The 24,315-nt window shown below is 35.0% G+C and carries 29 protein-coding genes; 15 read left to right on the forward strand and 14 right to left on the reverse strand.

Going from position 1 to position 24,315, the window contains the following annotated elements; translation table 11 throughout:
* Window positions 1-41: 41 nt before the first annotated feature.
* Together ACZ11_RS01710 and ACZ11_RS01715 are read right to left on the reverse strand one after the other, a co-directional pair.
* Window positions 42-287, reverse strand: coding sequence for a hypothetical protein (locus tag ACZ11_RS01710; protein WP_049663088.1), 246 nt, complete (start codon window positions 285-287; stop codon window positions 42-44).
* A 70-nt stretch (window positions 288-357) separates the two neighbouring features.
* Window positions 358-1,695, reverse strand: coding sequence for an aminotransferase-like domain-containing protein (locus ACZ11_RS01715; RefSeq protein WP_049663090.1), 1,338 nt, complete (start codon window positions 1,693-1,695; stop codon window positions 358-360).
* A 115-nt stretch (window positions 1,696-1,810) separates the two neighbouring features.
* Here ACZ11_RS01715 and ACZ11_RS01720 point away from each other — a divergent pair, with 115 nt between their 5' ends.
* Complete coding sequence (locus tag ACZ11_RS01720) at window positions 1,811-2,725, forward strand: DMT family transporter (protein WP_049663092.1); 915 nt, start codon at window positions 1,811-1,813, stop codon at window positions 2,723-2,725.
* Window positions 2,718-3,581 (forward strand): DMT family transporter, encoded by an 864-nt coding sequence (locus ACZ11_RS01725; protein WP_049663094.1) that lies wholly within the window; start codon window positions 2,718-2,720, stop codon window positions 3,579-3,581. The genes ACZ11_RS01720 and ACZ11_RS01725 overlap by 8 nt, the downstream gene beginning before the upstream one ends.
* A 91-nt stretch (window positions 3,582-3,672) precedes the next feature.
* Here the strand turns inward: ACZ11_RS01725 and ACZ11_RS01730 are convergent, their stop codons facing one another.
* Entirely contained in the window at window positions 3,673-4,767 is a 1,095-nt protein-coding gene (locus tag ACZ11_RS01730) for a sensor histidine kinase (RefSeq protein ID WP_049663096.1), read from the reverse strand.
* A complete protein-coding gene (locus ACZ11_RS01735) occupies window positions 4,758-5,483 on the reverse strand; it encodes a response regulator transcription factor (RefSeq protein WP_049663099.1) in 726 nt (241 codons plus the stop codon). The genes ACZ11_RS01730 and ACZ11_RS01735 overlap by 10 nt, the downstream gene beginning before the upstream one ends.
* Before the next feature lie 157 nt (window positions 5,484-5,640).
* Between ACZ11_RS01735 and ACZ11_RS01740 the strand changes: the two genes are divergently transcribed.
* Genes ACZ11_RS01740 through ACZ11_RS01760 form a run of 5 tightly spaced genes read left to right on the forward strand, consistent with a single transcriptional unit; the run spans window position 5,641 to window position 9,407 of the window.
* Window positions 5,641-6,564 (forward strand): ABC transporter ATP-binding protein, encoded by a 924-nt coding sequence (locus tag ACZ11_RS01740; RefSeq protein ID WP_049663101.1) that lies wholly within the window; start codon window positions 5,641-5,643, stop codon window positions 6,562-6,564.
* Window positions 6,557-7,255 (forward strand): ABC transporter permease, encoded by a 699-nt coding sequence (locus ACZ11_RS01745; RefSeq protein ID WP_049663103.1) that lies wholly within the window; start codon window positions 6,557-6,559, stop codon window positions 7,253-7,255. The genes ACZ11_RS01740 and ACZ11_RS01745 overlap by 8 nt, the downstream gene beginning before the upstream one ends.
* Before the next feature lie 22 nt (window positions 7,256-7,277).
* Window positions 7,278-8,150: a DUF4097 family beta strand repeat-containing protein gene (locus ACZ11_RS01750; protein WP_049663105.1), complete on the forward strand. Its 873-nt coding sequence runs from the start codon at window positions 7,278-7,280 to the stop codon at window positions 8,148-8,150.
* A 29-nt stretch (window positions 8,151-8,179) separates the two neighbouring features.
* Complete coding sequence (locus ACZ11_RS01755) at window positions 8,180-8,836, forward strand: nucleoside/nucleotide kinase family protein (RefSeq protein WP_049663107.1); 657 nt, start codon at window positions 8,180-8,182, stop codon at window positions 8,834-8,836.
* Between the two features lie 10 nt (window positions 8,837-8,846).
* Entirely contained in the window at window positions 8,847-9,407 is a 561-nt protein-coding gene (locus ACZ11_RS01760) for a histidine phosphatase family protein (RefSeq protein ID WP_049663108.1), read from the forward strand.
* Window positions 9,408-9,435: 28 nt separating this feature from the next.
* On the opposite strand, the gene ACZ11_RS01765 is transcribed toward ACZ11_RS01760, so the two are convergent.
* From ACZ11_RS01765 to ACZ11_RS01770, 3 genes are all read right to left on the reverse strand, one after another.
* Window positions 9,436-10,086 (reverse strand): SIMPL domain-containing protein, encoded by a 651-nt coding sequence (locus ACZ11_RS01765; protein ID WP_049663110.1) that lies wholly within the window; start codon window positions 10,084-10,086, stop codon window positions 9,436-9,438.
* 71 nt (window positions 10,087-10,157) lie between these two features.
* Complete coding sequence (locus ACZ11_RS27385; RefSeq protein ID WP_276525226.1) at window positions 10,158-10,310, reverse strand: DUF2238 domain-containing protein; 153 nt, start codon at window positions 10,308-10,310, stop codon at window positions 10,158-10,160.
* Between the two features lie 44 nt (window positions 10,311-10,354).
* Window positions 10,355-10,657, reverse strand: coding sequence for a YunC family protein (locus ACZ11_RS01770; RefSeq protein ID WP_049663111.1), 303 nt, complete (start codon window positions 10,655-10,657; stop codon window positions 10,355-10,357).
* A gap of 192 nt (window positions 10,658-10,849) precedes the next feature.
* Between ACZ11_RS01770 and ACZ11_RS01775 the strand changes: the two genes are divergently transcribed.
* Together ACZ11_RS01775 and ACZ11_RS01780 are read left to right on the forward strand one after the other, a co-directional pair.
* Window positions 10,850-12,031 carry an NAD(P)/FAD-dependent oxidoreductase gene (locus ACZ11_RS01775; RefSeq protein ID WP_049663113.1) on the forward strand — a complete coding sequence of 394 codons (1,182 nt, stop codon included), beginning with the start codon at window positions 10,850-10,852 and terminating at the stop codon, window positions 12,029-12,031.
* A gap of 19 nt (window positions 12,032-12,050) precedes the next feature.
* The gene (locus ACZ11_RS01780) at window positions 12,051-12,938 is read left to right on the forward strand and encodes an RNA polymerase sigma-70 factor (protein ID WP_049663115.1); all 888 of its coding nucleotides are present in this window, start codon (window positions 12,051-12,053) and stop codon (window positions 12,936-12,938) included.
* A 59-nt stretch (window positions 12,939-12,997) separates the two neighbouring features.
* Here ACZ11_RS01780 and ACZ11_RS27165 read toward each other — a convergent pair whose 3' ends face one another.
* Complete coding sequence (locus ACZ11_RS27165; protein WP_256469487.1) at window positions 12,998-13,120, reverse strand: hypothetical protein; 123 nt, start codon at window positions 13,118-13,120, stop codon at window positions 12,998-13,000.
* Between the two features lie 278 nt (window positions 13,121-13,398).
* On the opposite strand from ACZ11_RS27165, the gene ACZ11_RS01785 reads away from it, so the two are divergent.
* Entirely contained in the window at window positions 13,399-14,136 is a 738-nt protein-coding gene (locus ACZ11_RS01785; RefSeq protein WP_049663116.1) for a polysaccharide deacetylase family protein, read from the forward strand.
* Window positions 14,137-14,234: 98 nt separating this feature from the next.
* Here the strand turns inward: ACZ11_RS01785 and ACZ11_RS01790 are convergent, their stop codons facing one another.
* The gene (locus tag ACZ11_RS01790; RefSeq protein ID WP_049663118.1) at window positions 14,235-14,492 is read right to left on the reverse strand and encodes a hypothetical protein; all 258 of its coding nucleotides are present in this window, start codon (window positions 14,490-14,492) and stop codon (window positions 14,235-14,237) included.
* Between the two features lie 107 nt (window positions 14,493-14,599).
* Here ACZ11_RS01790 and ACZ11_RS01795 point away from each other — a divergent pair, with 107 nt between their 5' ends.
* Window positions 14,600-15,391 carry a DUF2268 domain-containing protein gene (locus ACZ11_RS01795; RefSeq protein WP_049663120.1) on the forward strand — a complete coding sequence of 264 codons (792 nt, stop codon included), beginning with the start codon at window positions 14,600-14,602 and terminating at the stop codon, window positions 15,389-15,391.
* Between the two features lie 349 nt (window positions 15,392-15,740).
* On the opposite strand, the gene ACZ11_RS01800 is transcribed toward ACZ11_RS01795, so the two are convergent.
* From ACZ11_RS01800 to ACZ11_RS01810, 3 genes are all read right to left on the reverse strand, one after another.
* A complete protein-coding gene (locus ACZ11_RS01800) occupies window positions 15,741-17,063 on the reverse strand; it encodes a CitMHS family transporter (protein WP_236690758.1) in 1,323 nt (440 codons plus the stop codon).
* Between the two features lie 105 nt (window positions 17,064-17,168).
* Window positions 17,169-17,882 carry a response regulator gene (locus ACZ11_RS01805; protein WP_049663123.1) on the reverse strand — a complete coding sequence of 238 codons (714 nt, stop codon included), beginning with the start codon at window positions 17,880-17,882 and terminating at the stop codon, window positions 17,169-17,171.
* Window positions 17,851-19,470 (reverse strand): ATP-binding protein, encoded by a 1,620-nt coding sequence (locus tag ACZ11_RS01810; RefSeq protein ID WP_049663126.1) that lies wholly within the window; start codon window positions 19,468-19,470, stop codon window positions 17,851-17,853. Before ACZ11_RS01810 ends, ACZ11_RS01805 begins: the two co-directional genes overlap by 32 nt.
* Before the next feature lie 191 nt (window positions 19,471-19,661).
* Between ACZ11_RS01810 and ACZ11_RS01815 the strand changes: the two genes are divergently transcribed.
* From ACZ11_RS01815 to ACZ11_RS01825, 3 genes are all read left to right on the forward strand, one after another.
* On the forward strand, window positions 19,662-20,258 hold the full coding sequence (locus ACZ11_RS01815) for a hypothetical protein (protein ID WP_152911451.1): 597 nt from the start codon (window positions 19,662-19,664) through the stop codon (window positions 20,256-20,258).
* A 71-nt stretch (window positions 20,259-20,329) separates the two neighbouring features.
* Entirely contained in the window at window positions 20,330-20,842 is a 513-nt protein-coding gene (locus ACZ11_RS01820; RefSeq protein ID WP_049663131.1) for a DNA-deoxyinosine glycosylase, read from the forward strand.
* 153 nt (window positions 20,843-20,995) lie between these two features.
* Entirely contained in the window at window positions 20,996-21,451 is a 456-nt protein-coding gene (locus ACZ11_RS01825) for a hypothetical protein (protein WP_134008302.1), read from the forward strand.
* A gap of 200 nt (window positions 21,452-21,651) precedes the next feature.
* On the opposite strand, the gene ACZ11_RS01830 is transcribed toward ACZ11_RS01825, so the two are convergent.
* Complete coding sequence (locus ACZ11_RS01830; RefSeq protein ID WP_049663132.1) at window positions 21,652-22,143, reverse strand: SRPBCC family protein; 492 nt, start codon at window positions 22,141-22,143, stop codon at window positions 21,652-21,654.
* A gap of 981 nt (window positions 22,144-23,124) precedes the next feature.
* Here ACZ11_RS01830 and ACZ11_RS01840 point away from each other — a divergent pair.
* A complete protein-coding gene (locus tag ACZ11_RS01840) occupies window positions 23,125-23,484 on the forward strand; it encodes a YybH family protein (RefSeq protein ID WP_049663137.1) in 360 nt (119 codons plus the stop codon).
* Here ACZ11_RS01840 and ACZ11_RS01845 read toward each other — a convergent pair.
* Window positions 23,481-24,233 carry a sulfite exporter TauE/SafE family protein gene (locus ACZ11_RS01845; RefSeq protein ID WP_236690762.1) on the reverse strand — a complete coding sequence of 251 codons (753 nt, stop codon included), beginning with the start codon at window positions 24,231-24,233 and terminating at the stop codon, window positions 23,481-23,483. The two genes, ACZ11_RS01840 and ACZ11_RS01845, sit on opposite strands and share 4 nt — an antisense overlap.
* Window positions 24,234-24,315 lie beyond the last annotated feature (82 nt).

Genomic DNA, 24,315 nt, shown 5'->3' on the forward strand with positions numbered 1-24,315 from the left:
AAGGGTAACCATATTAATATGGTTACCCTTTTCCCATAGCTTTATAAATAGACATCAATTTTTTCCTTGTTAAATAAAAGCGTATGAGCATTTTTTACTTTTTCCTCTACATAATCTAATGAATACTTTCCATAGGAATCGGTTAAATCGCCAATTGCGCGAGATAAATTATCAATAATAGGAATCAACGTTTCTGAGTGAGTAAGTTCTTCACCTTTATTCATTTTATCAGTAATTTCATGAGCAAGATGTTGAATCTTTCTTAGTCGCAATTTTTCAGATTGCATGGAATCCTCCTTATTGAACAAATAATGATGTCTAACTATATGCCTAGCACCTAATTTTCATGAATAAGATTTAAAAGTAGTTATTAGGACTGCTAAGGGCGTGAGCAATTCCCTTTATACCGACTTCAATTTTTTGGTCAGCAACATTCGAAACATTTAATTTTAAAATTCGTTCTCGGTAAAATCCATCTAAATAATTACGATCAATTGTATCTAAATAAATGTCCTGCTGTGCTAAATGCTGTATAAGCATATTTGTATTGACCTCCCTCGGCAATACGATATGACTATGCATGCAAATTTCTGTAGACGCTTGATATTTTGATAAATAGGTTTTTATGGATTGTTGAAGTATATTGGCACGTACTGTATAGGCTTCGCTCACTTTCTTTTGGTAGCGTTCAAACATACCACTTTTTAAATATAGCTCTAGCGCAGCTTGTGAAATCATGGAACTATCAATATCTGTTGTATTTTTATGTTTCTGAAAACTATCAATGAATGCATTTGGTAATATAGCAAGCCCAATACGTAGGCCAGGGAACATAATTTTAGAGAAACTTTTTAAATATATAACATGCTCCGCAGTATCATCTGTAAATAATGGATCATTTTTTTTGTTTTGATCGAAATCCGCTAAATAATCATCTTCAACGATATAAACATTATATTTATAGGCAAGCTTACGAATATCATCCGTCTCTTTTTTACTAAAGGAAGTACCTAGAGGATTATGCAGGCGTGGCATTGTATAAAAAAATTTAATATCATGCTTCTTAAAGATAATTTCTAAATCTTCTAAATCTATGCCTTTTGATGTTCTTTTAATGCCCATTACTGGTATTTGATATGTTTTTAAATAATCCATGTATAGATGATAGCTAGGCTGTTCTACTAAAATTGTTGTTCGATTATTAGGAAATGGCATTACACTTAACAAGAAGAGAGACTGTTGTACACCAGAAGTAATAAAGATATTGTCTTCCTTTGTGAATATTTGATATGATTCTAACAATTTTTTTGCTTCTATAATTAGCGAAGGCAATCCTTTAGCTGTGCCGTATCGAAATAAGTCTGCTTGGTATGTTTCAATAGCTTTATTAATACAATGCTGAAAATCCTTGTAGGGGAATGCATACCAACTAGGTGATGATGTCGCAAAATCTATACAATTGTACTCTTGTGGCTTATCTGGGAGTTGATTGTCAACAACATAGTAACCACTTTTGGATAGGGCATATATAAGGTGCTGATCTTCCAGTTTCCTTAAGGCGGTCAAAATGGTGCTTTTACTACAAGAAAATTCTTGTGATAAATTACGAATAGAGGGAAGCTTTGCACCAGAATGTAGGGCACCTGTTTGTATTTGGTTCAATAGCTTGGAATAGATTAATTCATATTTAAGCATATACATCCTCCTACGCATCTGTATCGGTACAGATGTGTATTTTTTATATCGTGTGAGCCTTTACTTTTTATTACTATAGATTTACCGGCCGGAATGAAGCGAAGGAGTACATTATATGACAGTAAAAAGAAAGGCGTATTTGGCAGCAATTATTTATGCTTTTGTCATTGGGCTATCCTTTATGTTTGTTAAAGTAACATTGACAGTGGCAAGCCCTATTGATACACTTGCACATCGATTTACTATCGCACTTATTGGTATTGTCTTTTGGATAGTTATTACACAGAATAAGTTAAAAATTAATAAACAAGATGTAGCCAAAATTCTACCTTTGGCACTATTATATCCGATAGCATTTTTTACTTTTCAGGTGCTTGGACTCGCAAGAATTTCCTCCACAGAGGCTGGAATTATTCAAGCGACAATTCCTATTTTTACATTAGTGCTTGCAAGTGTACTTTTAAGGGAAAAAGCTACACGTGAACAAATTATTTTCATTAGTTTATCAGTATTTGGTGTTATCTATATGCTTTTTATGAACAATGGAAGTGCTAGCACAGGAAATTTAATCGGTAGTGGGTTTATATTACTGTCAGCTGGTGCAGCTTCGTTGTATAACGTTTTAGCGAGAAAACTTACAAAACAGTATTCATTACTGACATTAACATATGTGATGACGTTATGTGGGTTTGTCATTTTTAATGGAGTAGCAATTGGAAATCACTTAATACATGGTACACTTCTTCAATTTTTTAGACCGTTTGTACATGTCGGTTTTGTTATAGCCATTTTATATTTAGGCATTCTGTCATCTCTCGTTACTTCTTTCTTGTCAAATTATACTTTGTCAATATTGGAAGCTTCCAATATGAGTGTTTTTAGTAATTTTGCAACGCTTATTACAATACTGGCGGGCGTTATTTTCTTACAAGAAACATTTCATTTCTATCATTTGATTGGTGGAATAGTGATTATTATAGGCGTGATAGGAACCAATTATTTTGGGCATAGGAGGTGGCACAATGAGTAAGTATATTCTTTTACTTTTAATAAGTTTTATTTGGGGTTCTCAATTTTTCTTCGTGGCGTTAGTAACGCATGATGTTGGGGCAGTTACTCTATCTTTGCTAAAAGCTATTATTGGTGCTATATGTTTATCATTTATTAGCTTATTTTTAACAAGAGAAAAAAAATCGACCGATTTCAAATTGTATGTTGGGATTGCTTTTTTTGAAGTAGTGGTACCCTTTATCCTTATAGCCCAAGGGCAAAAGTATGTATCGAGCAGTATTGCATCTATGCTTATAGCTACAGTACCGATCATCACTTTAATTCTTTTCGTTATTTTCTTTAAAAAGAAAGTGAGTCAGTTTCAATTTTTCAGTATTTTTTTGGGCTTTTTAGGAATGGTTATTCTATCATGGCCGACACAAGCAACGAGCGGCTCAGGGACAGTGTTTGGAAATGTGCTCCTTTTATTGGCAGCGATTAGTTTTGCAATGTCATTAATTTTAATGGAAAAATTAGATGGTGGTTCGCCAGTTATTCATATGCGAAATGTGTTATGGATTGCTTCAATTATATTGTTACCATTAGCCTTTATCTTTGAACGACCATTACACATGGATATAAATGGGCTGCAAATAGCCTCAATTGTTATTTTAGGTATTTTTCACGCAGGCATTGTTTACATGCTATATAATCTTTTAATTAAAAAAGAGGGTGCATTATTTGCTTCCTTTAGTAATTACATGGTTCCTGTAGTAGGTGTACTAATGGGGTATTTTATTTTAAACGAATCATTAGTATTGCAGCATATAATAGGGATATTTATTATTCTTTGTGCGCTTTTGTTATCAAATAAACAGGCATTCAAAAGTGACTAGGCAAAGGGGAAGAAAAGTTGACCGTTTGGAGTTTTTAGTAATATCCATAAAAATCTACCTCTTAGATGTTCGCTTCTAAGAGGTGGGGTTTCTATTTTTTAGGTAAAGTAATAATAAACGTTGTCCCATTAGAAGGTTCGCTCTGTACGGAGATAGTGCCATTATGAGCTTGTACGAGTTTATAAACGATCGCCATACCTAGTCCAGTACCTTCAGAAGATGATTCTGTAGTAGTTCCACGATAATATTGTTGGAATATATTCTCCATCATGTGTTGAGACATCCCTACGCCGTTATCTACAATGTGGATTTCTACATGCTCTACCCTATCAAAAATCTGTGTATAAATATTTGTGTAAGGTGGATTGTGGATAACGGCATTCATAAGTATGTTTTGTAATATGCGTTGCATGAATTTCGTATCAAAGTCAATATTTATAGCAGTTGTATCAGTTTTAAAGTGCAATATATAGTCATTGGCCTGTGGATTGTTGCTTATATTGGCAACAATTCTTTTTGTAAAATCCACAATATCCTGATTGGTTTTATGTAAGGGTAACTTACCGTCTGTATTATTAAACTGTATGACGAGACTTAAATCTTGAATAAGTTCCTCCATATGCTTGCCTTTATCAGAAATCTCTTGAATAAAGGAACGAGCTTCCTCTTTGGACCAATCGTATTGATCGTTTAATAGTAGGGTAGAGTAGCCTGTAATATACGTTAATGGCGTTTTTAAATCATGGGATATGCCGGCGATCCATTCTTGTTTCGCTTGCTCAACGTTTTCGCGTTCGGTTTCAGCTGCCTTTAATTTTCCTGATAAGGATTGTAGGTGTTGAAGTACTTCTTGATATAACATATAACGCATGCGGAGCTTTCCTTTGCGTGTATAGATTTTAGGTAGTCCGACTGGCTGTTTGTAGTTTTCCTGTGATAGCTGATGAATCCAAGACATTATAAAACCAAGAGGTCCCCCGAAATACCAACCAAATACAGCGATACAAACAATAGTGCTGAATCCGAATATCCATGCGACTAGTAGACTCTGATAAGCTTCACTAACAGATTTTTTAAAGAGTGGAAGAATACCTTCGAGTCCGATAACAATACAAATTCCGCTTAATAGCATCCACAGAATAATCCCCAGTGCAAGGTGTAACGTAAACCGAGTGTTTATTCGCATAGTGAATCCTCTTTCGGTGGAATGAATTTATAGCCAATACCCCTTAAATTCACAATTATTCTAGGTTTACGTGTATCATCCCCGAGCTTTTTCCTTAGCTTTGAAATATGAATTGTTACAGTTTTCTCCTCACCATATACATCATTTCCCCACACGAATTCATAAAGCTGTGAAGTTGTAAAAATGCGATTTGGATTTTTACAAAAGAAATGCAGTAGCTCTAGCTCTTTCGCCGTACATTCGACGAGCTGATTGTGAACGGTTAATGTAGCAGATTCAGGGTTTAGAGCAAAGTAACCGAAATCAAATTTTGTACTCTGCTGTTGCTGAGAACTCTCATACATTTTTTGACGTCGAAGAATGACCTTTATTCGAGCGACGACCTCTAAAGGATTAAAAGGTTTTGTAATATAATCATCTCCGCCAATACCCAATCCTGTTAATTTATCAAAATCAGTAGAGCGAGCACTGACAAAAATAATGGGTGTATTTGTATGTTTGCGAATTTCTGTGCAAAGTTCAAAGCCACTTATATCTGGTAGCATTATATCGAGCAAAATAATATCGTAATGATTGTCTTTTACAAGCTGTAGTGTGCCTTTGCCTGTTGAAGCAGTATCAATATTTATAAAGTTTTCTTTCCGTAACGTTATTTCTAATAATTTTAAGATGCCAATTTCATCATCTACGATTAGGATTTTTTCAGCAGTTTCCATTTTTATCCCTCATTTCAATTTCATCATAACAGCTTCTGATCTTTATATCCTTACTCTCTTGAAAAAATTACTGTCATTTTCCATTGAATTTACTTTAATTTTACTTTCACTTATTAAGCTTAATGTAACGAATTCAAAATGGTAAGGAGTCAAAAACATGGAAACCGTTATTCAAATACATCAATTAACTAAGAGCTTTAAAGGAGTAGAGACCGTATCGAATGTCAATATGAATGTTAAGAAGGGGGAGATTTATGGGTTTCTGGGTTCGAATGGGGCTGGGAAGACAACGATTATGAAGATGATTTTAAACTTAGTAAAACCAACTTCAGGTGAAATTAAAATATTGAATCAAACCATTTCTACTACTTCCTATCAATACTTGAGCAAAATAGGCAGTATTATCGAGTACCCGGAATTTTACGACAGACTAACGGCAAAGGAGAATTTAGAGCTTCACTGTGAGTATATTGGAGTTTATGAAAAAGTAGCTACTGAAGAGGCATTAAGGATAGTAGGTCTTAATGGTGTTGAACATAAAAAAATACATGAATTTTCTCTAGGGATGAAGCAAAGGTTAGGTATCGCACGTGCCATTGTTGCTAAACCAGAAATTCTTATTTTGGATGAGCCGATTAATGGTCTTGATCCACTCGGAATTAAAGATATTCGAGAGCTCCTGCTACATCTAAAGGAGAAGCTTGGAATCACCATTTTAATATCAAGTCATATCGTGTCAGAAATCGAATCAATAGCAGATACAATTGGCATTCTTCATCATGGGGAATTATTGAAAGAGGTAAGGATGGACGTTATTCGAAAAGAGAACATGGAGTATCTGGAGATTAAAATAGACGATGCAAAAAAGGCGATTCACGTGCTAGAGAACAAGTTAGGAATTCGAAAATATGAGATTGTCAATCAGCATTGTATTCGAATTTTTGAACATGATATTTCTCAATCTCAAATTAATAAAGAACTTATATTAAATAACATTGCTGTTAATGGTATTGAAAAACAGCAACAGCATTTAGAAGAGTATTTCTTAAACCTTATTAATGGAGGGAATCAAATTGCTTAAACTATTAAGACTTGAATGGAAAAAGAATAGTATGTCTAGCTATTTTAAAGGCTTAATCATTTGTATTATTGGGATTTTTGCGGCAGTTGCACTTATGGCTGTTGGTTCTGGGGACGAAAAGATGTTTCTAGATTATACAGATTTTATGTCTTTAACAAATATTTTAATTCGCATTGTGTTTATCATTTTTTCGAGTGTGATTTTATCTCGATTAGTCATTGAAGAATACAAAAATAAGACGGTTCAATTATTATTTACGTATCCATTAAAAAGGAAAAGAATTATTTTTGCTAAGCTGTCGTTAGTTTTCGGATTTTGTTTCTTCAGCATTATTATCGCGACTTTTATGATGAATATCGCTGTATATTTTTTAAATCCAATGATGAACTTGTTTGAAGCTCCTGTTGAGATACTGGAGATGGTAGCTACTATACCGTCTACTTTTATCAATGCATTTATGATGGCTGGGGTAAGCCTAATTCCTTTGTACTTTGGTATGCGAAAAAAATCAACAGCTTCGACAATAACGTCAGCTGTCTTAATTGGATTTTTGATTAATGCAACGGTTTCAAATGGGGATACATCTACTAGTTTATCTCAATTTATCATTGTCCCAACAATAATGTGTCTATTAGGGCTCGTTATCGGCTATCTGTCCTATTATAAAATCGACAAAGTAGATTTAACTTAAAAATGTGAAATGAGGATGTAAAGTGAAAAAGGTAATTATAGCTTTGATATTCGTTATTGCAATAGGAGGAATACTCTTCACCCTTAAAATCAAAGGAGAAAAGAGCATCACTGAAGAGCAGTCCTTTGATGTTAAGCAAATTGAAGAATTAGAAATAAATGTTGAGTCTTGGAATATAGCATTAGAAAATACAGAATCTGAAAAATTAACAATTGAATTTGAAGGTAAGCAACAACAAAAGCAGCAAGACAATCCTGTTGAAATTAAGAAAGACGGAAATAAAGTAAAGGTACTTCAACAAGACACTGAAGAAGGAGTAATGAATAACTTTAGCTTTGGAAAAAAAGATACTATTCACATTTATATCCCTAAAAATGCAGTGAGCAAGATTGTATTAAAAAATAGTTATGGTGATATCAAAATTAACAACATTGAAACAGAAGAACTTTCGATTTCGACGGATTCTGGCGCTAAAATCATTAAAGGGTTATCGGCTGATAAAGGTACTATTACATCAAAAGATGGTGAGTTGAGTATCGTAGACAGTTCTTTAAATGAATTAACAATAACCGCTACAAACGGTGATAGCTATATTACTAGAGTCAATAGTCCGAAAGCGAAAATTACCTCGACTAGCGGCGAAGTCTTAATGAAAGAAATCATCGAAGGAAAAGCACTATTTGTAGAAACGGCTTCGGGAGATATTACAATATCATACAAAGAGGCACCAAAATCATTAGATCTTATAGCGAACAGTGAATCATCTGACATAAGCGTTAATTTAGAAGGTTATCAGAAGAAAGAACATACGGATCAATTAAAGACTGGTAATATTGGCGATGCGTCAAACAAATTGGAACTAATTAGCAAAGAAGGTATAATAACTGTAAAATAAAAACTTACAATCTGTGAGGTTAATGAATAATGTTAAGACGAGAACTTGTTTCAAAAGTAGCGGATCATATCTTAGATTTACAACTTCACCATCCAATTAAAGTAGCGATTAGTGGAATAACAGCTTCAGGGAAAACAACTCTTGCCAATGAACTTGCTGAAGAACTTCGTCGAAGAAAAAAGGAAGTAGTACGAACTAGCATTGACAATTTTCATAATCCAAGAGCAATTCGTTATAGACAAGGGAAGGATTCAGCAATAGGTTATTATGAAGATGCACACGATTATCAAGCACTAATGGAAAAATTGCTAATTCCTTTGGGGGAAAATGGAGATCGCCAGTATCAGACGATTTCATTAGATCTAGAAAAAGATGAATATGTATACGCTGAAAAGCAGGTAGCTAAAGACGATACCATTTTCATTGTTGATGGAACATTCTTATTGAAAAAAGAACTAATACATTTATTTGATTATAAAATTTTTGTACAGACAGATTTTGAGCTAGCTAGAAAAAGGGGAGCAAAGCGGGAGACGATTGCATTCGGAAGCTTTGAAAAAGCAGAGGAAATGTTTTTGGACAGGTATCACGCAGCATCGAACCTTTATTTAAAGGAACATAATCCTCAAGAAAATGCAGATATTGTGGTTAATAACAATGATATCGGTTCTCCATATTTTCTCTAGGAGGTAAGAAATGGCTAAACATATCTATGTAATAAGGCATTGCGAAGCCATGGGGCAGTCGTCAGATGCTTCTTTAACAGAACAGGGCTTTCACCAGGCTGAAGTTTTAGCTGAGTTTTTCGCTGACAAAAAAATTGATCGAATTATTACTAGTCCCTTTTTACGAGCAATTCAATCTATAGAACCGCTAAGTAGGAGGGGAAATATAAATATTGAAATTGATGAACGCCTTTCAGAACGCATTTTAAGCACTAGAAATTTACCAGATTGGTATGAAAAGCTTCAAGCGACTTTTACTGATATGGATTTGAAATTTGATAGTGGAGAGTCAAGTAACGAAGCGATGGAACGTATCGTTAACGTTGTTGAGGAAACTTTTAATAGTGAGTCTGAACATACAATTATCGTTAGTCATGGAAATATAATTACCTTACTTTTGAAAAATTATAATAGTGATGTAGACTTTCAATTTTGGGCTGAACTAAGAAACCCAGATGTTTTTCGGCTAAGTGTTGAGGATCATGAAGTGACTCTAGAACGTATATGGGAAGAAAACAAAACAGCAAACTAGGCACAGTCCTATCTTGCTGTTTTTTTATTTAATATTGAAATTTCACTCGAACAGTCGCATTAATGGCTATTTGACCTTGTTCAATAGGTGTCGAAATTTTGGAATCAACCATCGCCATTGATCTATACAGAACTGGGGCTTTTTCTAGTTCCTCAACAATTTCAATAGGTTGTGGTTGTAAAGGCAAATGCATCGTCTCTGCGATTGTTTTAGCCTTCATTTGAGCATTTTGAAGGGCTAAACTGAGAGCTTGTTGATAATAGGCATCTACATTGCCGATGTTGAATTGGATAGAGGAAATCCGATTTGCTCCATTTTCTACTGCTGTGTCGATAATTTCACCAATCTGGCTCGTATCCGTTACTTTAACGGTAATAGCATTTGTTACTTCGTAGCCTTTAAAAATCTGTTTGCCATCCTCATAATCATAAACTGGTGAAATAGTATAAAAAGCTGTTTGAATATTTTCTCTCGGGATATGGAGAGCTAAAAGAGATTGGATGACACGATTCATAATTATTGCATTTTCTTGCTGTGCCTCTTGTACATTTTTCCCTCTTGTCTGGACTTCTATTTGAATTTGAACATAGTTTGGAGTAGCCATAACTTTTCCATTTCCGGTGACCTCAATCACGCGAGATGCATGGGGCAATTGCTGACTAACATTTGCATAGTACATGGAATACCACCTTTCGAATGGTTCATATAGTTATGCTATGCTTGCTACAGAGAAAATTTGTTTATCATCATTTATTTTGCCTGTCTTTTCAATAATTTATCATGGAAATTTGTAAATAGCAGTAAAGTTAAAATTGTTCCAAGGAAGGCCGAAAACATGTCCCATTGTGCATCCCAGCGATCTCCCTGCATACCTAAAAAGCTCTTTACATAAGACAGAAGCAAAAAAAGCGCCTAGTCGTATTGCACTGACGCTTTGTGAAAAATTGTTATACCATTTTTAATAACGCCTCTACACCAGACATTCCCTCAGTAATACCAAGTTGATGCGCTTCATATGTCACTGATTCTAATGGAGCCGTCAATAGCTCATCAATTGTTTTCACACCAACTGCTCGACCAGCAATAATTTTTCGGTCTGCTAGGCGATCATTTAATAGACCAACATCTAAAGCACCACACATAATGTAGCCCGTATCATTTGAAATTGTCAGCAGTGTTGTTTTTGGCAATTGAACAACTACTGCAGTGAAAAAATGGCCTTTAATCATAATAGGCTCAATTATCACCATCCGAAATCACTCCTTTTCTCTATATACATATGGCGATAGATAAAAAGGTGTTCGACATTTTCACTAAAATTATTTGTTATCTAAAACGAACGACGCAAATGTATTATCCTCGATCATAACTTTTAAAAACCTTATAAATGATGTCACAACCGATTAAGTGAATTCGTTATAAGGAAAAAAGGAGGAGTTACGATGAAGAATATTGTCATTGTAGGCGGAGGTTATGCAGGAATAAATTTATTAGAGGGATTAAAAAAGGAATTTCAAGGTCAAATTGGGAAATCAGTAAGGGTTATTTTAATTGATAAAAATAGTTATCATTTTAAAAAAGTATTACTTGTTCGGGCTACGATAAGGGATATAAATTTGAAAATACCTTTTAGCGAATACTGTCAGAACGGAATCGAATTTATTCAAGGGGAAGCATTAGCTCTTCAGAAGCAAAATCAACAAATTACTATTAAGATGGAAAACGAGAAAACTATAAATTTACATTATGATTACTTGGTGCTGGCATTTGGAAGTGTAATTAGAGAGATATCTAAAGGTTTTGGAGGAATCACTTTAAAAGATAAGCAGAGCGCCATAGAAATAAAAGAACAACTATTGTCACTGATGGAATCATTTAAAGCCTTGGAAAAATCACAACAAAACCAAAGTTTATTTAAGGTAGCTGTTATAGGTGGAGGAATGGCAGGTATTGAAACAGCTGCTGAAATTGCCGTGTGGTCTAAAGAAAAGTTGGCAGAAGCAGGTGTTAATCCAAGTTTAGTGGAAGTTTTACTTTTTGATGCAAAGGATCGACTTTTACCAGAAGCACCTGTGAAAGTAAGTGAAAAACTCGTCAGCCATCTTAAAAATATTGGTGTAGTCGTCAAAAATAAAACAAGGGTTTCTCACTGTACAGAAGGTCAGATATTTACTAATGATGGTCAAAAATATTCTGTAGGAACTTGTATCTTTAATCCTGGGGTAGAAGCAAATCCAATCATTTATAGATTAGGTTTACCTATCTCAGAAGAACATCGAATTATTGTTAATCATTCCTATCAGGTTAAAGATGAGGAACATATTTATTCCATTGGTGATTGCGCATTAGTAGTAGATTATAAAAATAATCATCCAGATGGTATGACATGTAAGGAAGCTATTCCACAAGCGACAAGGCTAAGTAAAATATTGAAGGCATCAATAAACCAAACACCAGTGAACATATTACACGAATCATATCCCGTAAAATTCTTTTGTATTAGTTTAGGACCAAATAACGGGTTTATGTGGACACAAAAATGGGGGCTTGATTTTACGATAACTGGAAAAATAGGTGCAAGAATAAGAAACTACACTTGGGAATTAGCAAGTCTTCAAAAATAAATAGCTTAAGAGGTGAGCAATGGATAATGAGTTAATAAGTCAGTTGTATAAAGAGTATAAATCACTGCTTTTTTCAATTGCCTATCGCATGACAGGTAGTGCATCAGATGCCGAGGATATCGTACAGGATGTATTTGCACAGATAGGGAAAACCGGAGTAAATCATATGGACAATATAAAAGCTCTTTTATGCAAAATGGTGACGAATCGTTGCTTAGATTTGTTAAAGTCTTCAAGGAAAAAAAGAGAGTTATATACGGGAACATGGCTACCTGAACCTCTAGCATTACATGAGAATGATCCTTTGTTTACTATTTTAAATGATACGAGTATTTCATTGGCAATTATGATTTTGTTTGAGGAACTAAATCCAATTGAGCGGGCTATTTTTATTCTGAGAGAAGTTTTTGAATATGAGTATCCAACAATTGCTGCAATCGTTGATAAAAGTGAGATAAATTGCAGGAAAATTTTAAGCAGAATAAAAAAGAAATTACCTGAGTTAGTTAGAAAAAATGGTATAGTTACAGACAAGTTGGAAATAAAAAATATAGTGACTGTTTTCATGTCTGCTTTTCAACAAGGAAAGGTTAATGAACTTGTTCATATATTAAAAGAAGATGTTGTTTATTATGCAGATGGTGGAGGAAAGGCTACAGCTGCATTACATCCTATTTACGGTCGTGAAAAAGTTTTCCATTTATTATCTGCCCTTTTCCGTAAGTTTGAAAATAATGAAGAAAATTATAAATTAGAATTGATGAATATTAATGGTACAACTGGCTTAGCATTAATATTCGAAAATAAAATTCAGGCAGTAATTGGCTTCGAAGTTGGACATGGACAAATAGAAGCAATTTATTATATGGTAAACCCTGAAAAGTTAAGATATGTTGCTGAAAATTGAATTATACGTAAAAAGTAAAAGAATCAACTCGTATCATATGAGTTGATTCTTCTTTTGATTTATTTTGTATAAGAAAGCATAGCTGTTTGCTTGAAATTTTTTAATGCAACCGTTGCCTCGTTTTTAGTTTTATACTCGAACATACGATAAGTATTTTGTTCAAAAACTGTAATAATCCACATAATGGAACATCTCCTTTGTATTTTGTACTATAACAATTGTTAAAATAGTTAACTTTTCATCAAGTTGTTATATATCAGTTGTGCCTTTCATTTTACATCAATCAGTGAAAAAATAAAGTACTATGTGATTGTTTTCACATTTTGTTCAAAATATAACAGGAATTTTTTGAAATAGTTAAGAGGAGAAAACAGCCAAACCTATACAAGTATAATTCATTGTAATTCGCAAATAGTAAGTTGACGGAGATATGTGAATTTGAACTTGGGAGGTGATGCTTATGACACGTAAATATATATTGTTCTTATCCCTTTGTTTTTTAATCATATCGGTATTTTTTACAGGGCGGATAACCTATGCGGATAAAGGTCGACCTTATTATGAGGAGACAGGGGAAGTTGTGTGGGACATTAACACAAAAGACAAAATAATTGCTCTAACCTTTGACGATGGACCTCATCCTAAATATACGGCAGCTATTTTAGATTTATTGGCAAAGTATGATGCAAAGGCGACTTTTTTTATTATTGGAAAAAATGCAGAAAAATATCCAGACCTTGTTTTACGATCTTATTCTGAAGGGCATGAGCTGGCCAATCATACGTATTCACATCCGTTTAAAGCTTCCGTAGCAGAATTACATGCACAACTGCGTAAGACAAAGGAAATAATTTATGGTATTACTGGATTTTCGCCAGTTTTGTTCCGTCCTGTAGGTGGTAACTATAATGATCAAATGATCAATGCTGCTGTTAAGGATGGATACAAAGTAGTTATGTGGTCTTGGCATCAGGATACTCAAGACTGGAAACAGCCAGGGGTTAACAAGATTGTCCAAAAAGTGATGAAGGGGTCAAAGCCTGGAGACGTTATTTTGTTCCATGATGGAGGCGGCGATCGTATGCAGACTATTAAGGCACTGGAAGAAATCTTACCAGAACTTAAAAAACAAGGTTATACATTTGTCACAATATCCGAGTTGATTAAAAGTAAACAGCAACAAGAGAAAGTACAATAAAGGAAAAATAGGCCATCTCAGCAATGAAATGGCTTATTTTTTTCAATGACAGTAAAACTGTCATCGCGCAGCGGATAGTATAATTAGTCATTTCGATATTACCAGAATAATAGTGGTGCTAGTGCAATTCCGGCAACCGCTCCAAGTGCGATTCCAACACCAAAACCTGCTCCTGGTCCTCCCCAACCCCAATATCCTAAACCATAACCGCCAAATCGTCTATCAGGTTGAATCCATACCTGTCTTCTATCCACCCTAGTTATTTCTCCATAATGTACTCTGCCACATGTTTCTTCAATTCTTACGCGTTTACCATGATAACTACAACAAAGATTATAAGTATTAGCTGGATTCACAAACTATCCCTCCTTTCGACTTCCTTACAAGCTAATATATGCGGTTGCAATCATTATCACTAGCCGATTGTCTACTTTAAACATAAGCTATAGTAAGGAGGGAATGTATGCCGGTAATACCAACAGATGAGTGGCTCAATGAATTAATTGCTAGTCAAAGGCTTAATCACAGTAAAAATCCTGAGGACTTACAACGCTCTATTCTTTGCGGTTGTTTAGTAGAGATATTTATTGATGGATCTCCAGATGAAATTCAATTTGAACTACAGCAACAGGGGCTTTTCAAATCACATGAAAAAATAGACATTAACAAATTAAAAAAACAAAAGGTTTGGGAAGTAGTACAGAAGGAATTTATATATTTAAAGGAGAGATGGAGCGGTCCAAATATACCAATCTATATCTTTCCGATAACGCAGGAGCAAACTATTACTAATAAAAACGGTGTTGCCTATCCAAATGCTATGTTTTTATATATTGGAGAGCTTGAAAAACAGGAGCTTAAAGCGTTATTCGCACATGAATATAATCATGTTTGTCGTCTACAATATTTAAATAAATCTCTAGACGAAGTGACAATGTTAGATTCTTTAATTTTAGAGGGATTAGCAGAATGTGCGGTGGAGGAGATTTACGGTGATAAATGGTTAGCACCATGGTTGGGGTCCTACTCAGTGGATAAAATGTTAGAAATTTGGAAGGGGTATTTTTTACCTCAACTCAATATTCAGGGGTTAAACAATCATGCTGAATTTTTATATGGTGGAAAGCTCCCTCAATGGATAGGATATTGTATTGGTTATGAAATTGTAAGGACATATATAAAAAATCATTCATCCAATAGCCTGCATGTAAAAAGCTCAAAGGAAATACTGGCCGGGTCTGATTTTTCATTATAAACAAAAAGGCTCATCACCGAAAGTTGGGGATGGCATTTTGTTGAAATGTATGTGATGAAGAATGGTTGATTGTAGTGGGGACTGGGTGACTCCTTGGGGATTAGCAATAGAGGAACGAAGGCTAAAACCATCACGTCCTATGTTAATATCTTCGTGACCAACATCGTGCCGCTGAATAGCACTACGCTCTCGCGAAAAAAACATCTGTTGGCATGAGACCCTGCAGCGAAGCGGCTCAAAGGAAGCCCCCGTGAAAGCACCCAGCCGGAACGGAAATCAACCCTAAGTTATGATGATATAAAAACAACCAGTTGCCGATTAATATACGACAACTGGTACTCTGGTTTATTTAGATAGCAATAATTCCTATTGCTACAGCAATGAATAGTAAAGTAATGCTCAATCCCCACATCCAGAAGAAAGAGTATTTTAAGTGTTTCCCCATTTCTAAGCCTGATAAGCCTAAAGCTAACCACACAGCAGGGGCAAGTGGCGATACAAATGTACCTACAATATTACCAATAATCATTGCATAGGCAGTTGAAAGAGAATCAATATCGAAAGATAAGCCAATCTGTTCAACTACAGGGAATAAAGCGAAGTAATATGCATCCGTACTTAATAATAAGTCAAATGGTACCCCCAATACCCCGATAATAATATGTAAATAAGATGATAGGGCTGATGGTAGAATGTGTACGGCATTGTTGGCGATCGCAGTTAACATCCCAGTACCATTAAGTATTCCCAAAAATAATCCAGCGGCAATTATGATAGACGCCATCGTTAAGGCATTTGGAGCATGTGCTTGTACTCGAGCCATCTGTTCTTTAGGAGAACGATAGTTGATTGGCAAGGCGATGGCCACACCAATTAAGAAGGCTAATCCCGCTGGTAAAATACCTGCAACTAAAATACCAATAACAAGAACAGTAACAATTGCATTAATCCACAATAATTTTGGCCGTTGTAAGCTAGTGTCTACTTCTGATGAAACAACACCTTGTGTAATAGCATGATCATCGTTTGTGAAATCAAGGGTACCGTATTGTTTCAGAATACGGCGCTTTTCTCTAAAACCAAGGAACACCGCTAAAGCTAACATTAAAACGACACCAATGATTTGAATAGTGATTAAAGGATACCAAAGTTCAGTTACATCTGTCTCTAAAACTGAAGCAACACGACCTAATGGACCACCCCAAGGAATCATATTAATAACTGCTGCAGAACCCCCAACTAGTAACAGCAATAGATATGGATTCATGCGTAAACGTAAATATAAAGGCAACAATGCTGGAATTGTAATTAAAAATGTTGAAGCCCCAGAACCATCTAGTTGCGCTACTACAGCAATTATCACTGTTATTATTGCAACAACAATAATGTTACCTTTTGAAAGCGCAATCATTTTATTGATCAATGGCTCGAATAATCCTACATCCTGCATAATACCAAAGAAAATAATTGCAAAAATAAACATAACAGCTACGTTCATCACAGAGCTTAATCCAGAACTAAAGAACTCTCCTAGTTCTTCGAAATTAAAGCCGGCAATAAATGCTGCTACGATAGGTGGTATAACCATTGCTACAAGTGGTGATACTCGGCCACTAATAAGTAGAGCAACAATAATAATAATTGTTAAAAATCCGATTATACTTAGACTCAAAAACATTTCCTCCCTTCGCGATCAATCATTCAGATTATTTAAAAAATACCATAGTGCCAAAGAGAGGAAAATAATATAGTCATATGTTAAATAAAGACTATAATATTAGTTTTGTTCATAAGTTCCATGATAAACATATTTCCGTTCAGGTCTTCCGACGGTGCCGTAAATCAACTTTGTCTGTAAAAACTGCTCGCCAACTAAGTATTCTAAATAACGTCGAGCCGTTGACCTACTAGAACCAATGAGTTCGCTTAATTGTGAGGCTGTAAGCTCCTGAGTTTTGAGATCTTCAAAAATGCTTTTAACAATTTGTAATGTATGCAAATCAATACCTTTTACAAACGTTTCTTCATCTACTATTTTATTGTTTGATTCACTATAGAATAATGAATCAAGGTCATTTTGAGTGACATTTTTGCTATTTTGAAATAAACGAAGCTCCTGCAAATATTTCTGGAATGCTCGTTGAAGTCTTTGTTCTTCAAAGGGTTTTATTAAATAATCGAAAATTCCTAAGTCTACGATATCCTTTATTAAACTTATTTCAGTTGCTGCTGAGATTACGATAATTTTTATAGATGGATAGAGGTGGCGTATATGGCTTACTAATGAGCTACCTTCAACATCGGGAATATACAAATCTGTTAATATAATTTCTGGCAAACTAGAAGTCATCTTTAGTTTTTCAATCGTTTCTTTTCCAGTACGTAAATTTTCAGTAACGATACATCCTTTTATATTATGAACATAATCTGCATGAATTTTTGCTACTCTAAAGTCATCTTCAATAATCCATACATTTTTTGATATTGTCATTCTCAATGTCTCCTTTAGGAACTATTATTAAAAAACATGCTCCCGATAAATCACCTGAATCCAATAAAATTTCCCCATTTATCTCCTGAAGAGCTTTCTTGCTTATAGCAAGTCCATGTCCGCGATCTAATCCTTCTTTAGTAGATACCCCTTTTGTAAAAATTTTATCGTAAATATTGTTATCGATACCTGGTCCATTGTCTTGAATCTCAAATAAGTAATGGTTTTTATAATTGTTGATTGATAGTTGAATCACTTTATCTGAGGATTCCCAGCTTTTTAAAGTTTCAATAGCGTTTTGAAGTACATTACCAAGAGCTGTTAGGATAGCATTTTCTTGTTGCTTAGATAATTCGATAGATGAAGAAATTTCGTTTAGCCCGAGTTTGATGCCTAGTTCTGCGGCTTCTGCGATTTTCCCCTGGATTAATGCAAGTAGAAGAGGGGTTGTTACATTGCTATTTAAAAAAGCTTGATTTTTAAGTTGTATGTTTCGTTCTTCTTTAATAAATTCAATTGCTTCGTTGTAATGCTTATGAACAAGTAAACCTAAAATAATATGAAGCTTATTAGCAAATTCATGAGTATATGCCCGTTGAACATTTGCATACTGCTTCATCTGTTTTAATTCATCAATGATTTTTTGAATGTCTACTTTCTTTCTAAAGGTGTATAATGAACCAATTTTCCTTTTCTTTTCAACTAAAGGCGTTTTATTTAAAATTATAATATGCTCATCAAGTGGTAGCTCTAAATTATGAATGTTTTTCTCTGCAACAATTTGAGGCGTAAAAATATGTTCGATTTTTGTACCCATCCAATCTGATAGAGATTTATTGTGAGCTGAATCTAACATTTCATAAGCACTTTTATTAATGGTCGTAATTTGATTAAAGTGATCGACAGCCAGTATACCCTCTGCTGTTGTTTCTAAAATGACCTTGTTTTGTTGATATAACTTAGCAATTTGAATAGGTTCCATATTAAATAATAACTTTTTGATATAAATGGAAATAGCTATTGCACCTAATATGCCTATTAAAAGAATAATTACAGTGTATTTGATCCACTTGTGGATATAGCTTTCGATGATTGAGTCGATATTTTCTGTTAAAAAACCGACAGATACAACACCAATAATTTTATTGTCTAATATGATGGGGGCTTTACCTCGAATAGATTCGCCTAATGACCCTATAGTTTTAGAAATATAGGCTTGTCTATCTAGCAATGCAGCATCATTGTCTCCGCCAACCATTTTTTCTCCAATTTTATCTTTTAAAGGATGTGAATATCGAATTCCTTCAGAATTACCAACGACAATATATGCTGCGTCAATTTCTTTTCTTAAAGGCTCGACGATTGGTTGGATGATTTCACTTGGATTTTCTTTATCAAATGCTGTAATGATTTCTTCCATAGATGCGAGGGTTTTTGCAATATTTAATGCTTCCACTCCCATCTGTTTTTCAGTCGTATCCCGGATATGTTCTTGCAATAGATACATAAACATTCCACAGATTAAAAGGATCAGGATACTTATTAAAAAAATCATTCTAGCTGTAAGAGATTGGAACCAACTTTTCATATTTCACCTCTATGTAGTTTGATACTCGTAATCAATTTTTCTATTGTGTAAGGTGACAGACTGCTAATTTTGCGGAATAATAACTATCTCGAAAATAACGCATTTGTCTGATGCTTAGTCTATCATAAATATCAAAAAAATAGAGAGGGGCCTTCAAGCTTGATCTATTTTAGGTCTGCTTTGAATATAAGTTGATCGAGTGGAAGGCAAGGCGGTCGAGGGATAATCGGACGCTACCAGGAAGCTTTCTCTGCGCGAAAGCGAAGCGTCAGCAACAAATGTTTTATCTGTGCGAAAGCGAAGCGACAGCAACAAATGTTTTATCTGTGCGAAAGCGAAGCGACAGCAACAAATGTTTTATCTGTGCGAAAGCGAAGCGACAGCAACAAATGTTTTATCTGTGCGAAAGCGAAGCGACAGCAACAAATGTTTTATCTGTGCGAAAGCGAAGCGACAGCAACAAATGTTTTATCTGTGCGAAAGCGAAGCGACAGCAACAAATGTTTTATCTGTGCGAAAGCGAAGCGACAGCAACAAATGTTTTATCTGTGCGAAAGCGAAGCGACAGCAACAAATGTTTTATCTGTGCGAAAGCGAAGCGACAGCAACAAATGTTTTATCTGTGCGAAAGCGAAGCGACAGCAACAAATGTTTTATCTGTGCGAAAGCGAAGCGACAGCAACAAATGTTTTATCTGTGCGAAAGCGAAGCGACAGCAACAAATGTTTTATCTGTGCGAAAGCGAAGCGACAGCAACAATAAAGCGCGCAGTCGGAACGGAAATCTAATAATTGGATACATGCCCTTCAATGACATTGATACAAATTCTCCGTTACAATATAGGGAAGGAGTGATTGTAATGTCGAATGAACTTAAAAATGTATTATCACCAGTTATTGGCTTGTCAACGAAGGTGTTAATCGTCGGCTCAATGCCAGGGAAGCAATCATTAGAGAAGCAGCAATATTACGGTAACCCACGCAATCACTTTTGGCCGATTATTGGGGAAATATTAGAGATGGATGTACCTCAGGATTATGAACAAAGATTAAAATTGCTAAAGAACAATCATATCGGCCTCTGGGATACAATTGAATCGTGCGAACGTAAAGGGAGCTTAGATGCGGCCATTCGTAATGAAAAACCGAATGATTTTAAAATGCTTTTTGAACACTATCCGAATATTGAGTTAGTGCTATTTAATGGTGCAAAGGCATTCGAGGTTTTTAAAAAGCATATTGGTCTTGAGGTTTTAGATGGTCGGGCATATCAAAAAATGCCTTCGACTAGCCCAATACCAGGTAAAAATATTAAATCTTTTGAAGAAAAGCTTGAGGATTGGCGAGTAATGCACTCTTATTTGCCTAGATAATTACATTACTAAGAAAAGTGTAGCATTTATTATATAACTCCAACCGAAAAATACGAATGCGGTTAGTACGGCTGAACACAAGCTAATAGGCAACTGCTCAACGGTCATTAGCCCTTTTACATATATTGAATTATGTAAAGGGAGGGGTTTATCATGTACAATCCATATGAAGAAATTATGCCACTGCCAGAACCCGGTTTCGAACCATCATTTGGACTGCCCGGTTTTGGTCCACCATCATCTAGACCACCTAGTTTTGGTCCACCACCATCGTTTGGACCTCCAGGTTTTGGCCCGCCTGGTTACGGCCCGCCACCATCATATGGACCACCTAGTTTCGGTCCACCACCAGCAGGTCAAATGCCTCTTGGTCCACCACCTAGCTTTGCGCCATCACTTCCACCTTTTGGGGTAGGTACAAGTGGTATTCAATCATGCTTATTCAGGAATACGTATATATGGATGTTTAATGGATCAAGCTTTTGGTTCTTTCTAACTGCTGTAGGAAGAGAGTTTATTGCAGGATTCCGATGGAGTAGTAGAAGTGGTTGGCGCTTCCAAACTATTGCAAGAAGAAATATTCGCTCGTATGAATGTTCGAGATGGTAATTAAGCAAAACTAGGGGTTGATTTCCGTTCCGACTGTGCGCTTTGTAGCTGTCGCTTCGCTTTCGCTACAGAGCAAGGCTTCCTGGGGAGTCCAACGTAATAAGTAAAGATTTAAGGCATCCGATCTCGGGTGCCTTATTTTTGGGGGCACGCCCGGCATGGGTATGAACTAATGGTGCAAGTCTCGAATCGTGATAGCATTAAATTTTTCCAGCATCATCCACGAGTTGCTTATACTCCGCGAACCATTTCTGCCATTCTTCTATTGGGAATTCTTCATGTATAGTTCCATTTAATAAATCTGAAAGCAAGCCTAAGCATACATGCCAGCCGGCTAAATCTTTAGGTGTATGATCAGTTAACTCACCAATCGATTCAAGTAATACTAATATTGAGCCGCTGCTAGTAGGAGTGAGTTCAAATCTTACCGTATCTTTGCCCCAATCAAATTCGAGTACTTCCTTCTTCACATAGTCTGTAATTGCTATTTCCTTATAAGCATTTGTTCCATCATTCATATTAAAATGGATAATGCCATTTTTTCGAAGATCCATGATTTCTAAATTATTCATCCACTTTTGAAGCTTTTCATTCTCCGTTAATACTGCCCAAACAGCCTCAACTGAATGTAACAGCGGGCGGTTGAATTTTACGACATAGTTATTTTGTTGTTTTTGAATAGTAGCGAGCATAGGAATCCTCCTTATTTTCTTTTTCATTAACTTATCATAGACTACTTTTATAAATCGAATAATTCTCCTTCAAATCGGATGTTTATTAGGAAGAGTTTTAGGGAATATGACATTAGTAACGGAGTAAATAATCCCCTTTAATGGGTCATTTAAACCTAAAACTGTAAGTTAATAATGTAATTTATATCAAAAAAATTTTAGTGTTTTAATGGTAAAAACAATACTATTTCATTTTCTGATTAGATATTTATCTGAAAATTAAGTAAATACATAGGTCTAGCATTTGATGAAAACTATGATTCTGAGCATCTTTGCATTCTTCATTATCATGAATTTGCACAAGTTCACATTGAAATTATAACAAATTTGAGATCACGACATTTGCGAAAGTATGAATACTAAAAAATAATGGGATGAGGTTTTTATATGCGTAAAATAATTCAGTATTTAATAGAAAATCCTAATTTAATCACACTGTTAAAAGAAAAAAAGATATTTTTATAGCTTATGAATTTAAACAAATAAAATTAGAATTATAGAGAGTGGTGAAATACATGTCTTTAAAGTCTTCAAATAATAAAAGAAAAGGTATTATTATATTATTATTCTTTTTATTGTACAGTTTAATTTCAATTCTATATACAATTGTAAAAAATGGTACAATCGCAGGGTCACCGGTTACGTTAGCTTTTGCATCATTATATTTTTTAATCCTATTTACATCTAAAGAAAAGAAATAGCTTACTTTTGCATTTGCATTACGATTTACTCCACCGTCAACTTCAATTAACGTTTAAGGATTCATATTTTTTCAATTGAAACCCTCCCTTCTGAATAGTTGGCAAAAACTATGTCTCTACCCTTAACTAAAATATATCTATCCCACTCAGGTTACACAATTGCGTGAAAATAACTGACTAACATGCTATTTGCATTTCTGAGTAATAAAATTTAATGTGGATTAAAAAAGGAGAAATTACCATGCCATATCAACAAGCTTTAGAGAGCTATATTGCAGCTACAAATTCCCATGATTTTAATAACGTGAAGGAAATTTTGCATCCGCAAGCAGTGTATTGGTTTTCGGATAAAACATGCGTGACCGTAGAAGAAATAGGGGCTTATTTCAATAATGCATGGGATTTGATAAGGGAAGAAGTTTATTCGGCTACCGATGTCCAATGGCTTACGGTGGATGAAAAATCAGCTACCTGTATTTATACATACCATTATGAAGGCTATCATAACGGAAAATTTGTATCAGGTAGCGGGAGAGCAACGAATATTTTTACTGTCGTAAACAATGAATGGAAGTTAATTCATGAACATTTAAGTAGTTAAATTATTTTTATAGCTACTTGAATAAGTAGTAATGAAATGATGATTATTAAAAGTATTTTAGCTGCATTTATCGGAATTTTCGGTAGAATTAAAAGTCCGAGCTGAGAGCCGATAATGGAGCCTATTGCCATTGCAATTGCATAAGGCCATTGAATAAAACCAGTTTGGTAAAATACTATAAATGCCCCTGTACAGCTCCCGAAAATAAGTACGCGTGTGAGCTGTACTGCCTTTATGTAGGAGTAATGATAGCGTAAAAAATGTAGTATGCTGAAGGTTGAAGAGCCAGGTCCAAAGCCGCCATCATAAACCGCAATTAAAAATGGCTGCCATAATTTATTGCTATGTTTAGTGTCACTTTCTTCAGAGCTAACAGTCCATTCTTTATTTTTCAACGTTATAAATAAGGCGAATATAAGTAGAATACAAGCAATAATATTCATTGTTTTTTCCGAGATAGATACTGTTAGGAGTGCTCCACAAACGCCTCCTGCAATGGCTACAGCGACATATTTCATAATAGCTGCTAGTCGAAGCTCCTTATGATAAAGAAGATAAAAGATGCTCGACAACGCTGCAATGCCCGATGAAAATTTATTCGTAGCAATGCCTGTTTGAATAGGTATGCCAACAAGCATCATAGCAGGAATCGTAATTAGCCCAGCTCCTCCAGCAAGGGTACCGATAAAAGCAGCAATAATTCCGATACCGACGAGTGTCAGTGAAAGCTTTGTATAAGAAAGTCCCATTACAATGGCAAAGGTCACAATCAAAATAAAAGATTTTTTCATAAGTGTCTCCTTTAACGTTATTAGTTAAAGGGTACGGGTA

Source organism: Lysinibacillus xylanilyticus (assembly GCF_001183605.1).
In the GTDB taxonomy this organism is placed as follows: Bacteria; Bacillota; Bacilli; order Bacillales_A; family Planococcaceae; genus Lysinibacillus; species Lysinibacillus xylanilyticus.

What these genes read in the sequence shown, in the direction of transcription:
- ACZ11_RS01785 (WP_049663116.1), top strand. Translation starts at nt 13,399, where the DNA reads ATGACACGTAAATATATATTGTTCTTATCCCTTTGTTTTTTAATCATA.
- ACZ11_RS01755 (WP_049663107.1), top strand. Translation starts at nt 8,180, where the DNA reads ATGTTAAGACGAGAACTTGTTTCAAAAGTAGCGGATCATATCTTAGAT.
- ACZ11_RS01845 (WP_236690762.1), bottom strand. Translation starts at nt 24,233, where the DNA reads ATGGGACTTTCTTATACAAAGCTTTCACTGACACTCGTCGGTATCGGA.
- ACZ11_RS27165 (WP_256469487.1), bottom strand. Translation starts at nt 13,120, where the DNA reads ATGTGGATTATTACAGTTTTTGAACAAAATACTTATCGTATGTTCGAG.
- ACZ11_RS01765 (WP_049663110.1), bottom strand. Translation starts at nt 10,086, where the DNA reads ATGTACTATGCAAATGTTAGTCAGCAATTGCCCCATGCATCTCGCGTG.
- ACZ11_RS01730 (WP_049663096.1), bottom strand. Translation starts at nt 4,767, where the DNA reads ATGCGAATAAACACTCGGTTTACGTTACACCTTGCACTGGGGATTATT.
- ACZ11_RS01805 (WP_049663123.1), bottom strand. Translation starts at nt 17,882, where the DNA reads ATGACAATATCAAAAAATGTATGGATTATTGAAGATGACTTTAGAGTA.
- ACZ11_RS01735 (WP_049663099.1), bottom strand. Translation starts at nt 5,483, where the DNA reads ATGGAAACTGCTGAAAAAATCCTAATCGTAGATGATGAAATTGGCATC.
- ACZ11_RS01740 (WP_049663101.1), top strand. Translation starts at nt 5,641, where the DNA reads ATGGAAACCGTTATTCAAATACATCAATTAACTAAGAGCTTTAAAGGA.
- ACZ11_RS01840 (WP_049663137.1), top strand. Translation starts at nt 23,125, where the DNA reads ATGCCATATCAACAAGCTTTAGAGAGCTATATTGCAGCTACAAATTCC.
- ACZ11_RS01715 (WP_049663090.1), bottom strand. Translation starts at nt 1,695, where the DNA reads ATGCTTAAATATGAATTAATCTATTCCAAGCTATTGAACCAAATACAA.
- ACZ11_RS01775 (WP_049663113.1), top strand. Translation starts at nt 10,850, where the DNA reads ATGAAGAATATTGTCATTGTAGGCGGAGGTTATGCAGGAATAAATTTA.
- ACZ11_RS01820 (WP_049663131.1), top strand. Translation starts at nt 20,330, where the DNA reads ATGTCGAATGAACTTAAAAATGTATTATCACCAGTTATTGGCTTGTCA.
- ACZ11_RS01825 (WP_134008302.1), top strand. Translation starts at nt 20,996, where the DNA reads ATGTACAATCCATATGAAGAAATTATGCCACTGCCAGAACCCGGTTTC.
- ACZ11_RS01770 (WP_049663111.1), bottom strand. Translation starts at nt 10,657, where the DNA reads ATGGTGATAATTGAGCCTATTATGATTAAAGGCCATTTTTTCACTGCA.
- ACZ11_RS01795 (WP_049663120.1), top strand. Translation starts at nt 14,600, where the DNA reads ATGCCGGTAATACCAACAGATGAGTGGCTCAATGAATTAATTGCTAGT.
- ACZ11_RS01725 (WP_049663094.1), top strand. Translation starts at nt 2,718, where the DNA reads ATGAGTAAGTATATTCTTTTACTTTTAATAAGTTTTATTTGGGGTTCT.
- ACZ11_RS01780 (WP_049663115.1), top strand. Translation starts at nt 12,051, where the DNA reads ATGGATAATGAGTTAATAAGTCAGTTGTATAAAGAGTATAAATCACTG.
- ACZ11_RS01810 (WP_049663126.1), bottom strand. Translation starts at nt 19,470, where the DNA reads ATGAAAAGTTGGTTCCAATCTCTTACAGCTAGAATGATTTTTTTAATA.
- ACZ11_RS01830 (WP_049663132.1), bottom strand. Translation starts at nt 22,143, where the DNA reads ATGCTCGCTACTATTCAAAAACAACAAAATAACTATGTCGTAAAATTC.
- ACZ11_RS01710 (WP_049663088.1), bottom strand. Translation starts at nt 287, where the DNA reads ATGCAATCTGAAAAATTGCGACTAAGAAAGATTCAACATCTTGCTCAT.
- ACZ11_RS01760 (WP_049663108.1), top strand. Translation starts at nt 8,847, where the DNA reads ATGGCTAAACATATCTATGTAATAAGGCATTGCGAAGCCATGGGGCAG.
- ACZ11_RS01720 (WP_049663092.1), top strand. Translation starts at nt 1,811, where the DNA reads ATGACAGTAAAAAGAAAGGCGTATTTGGCAGCAATTATTTATGCTTTT.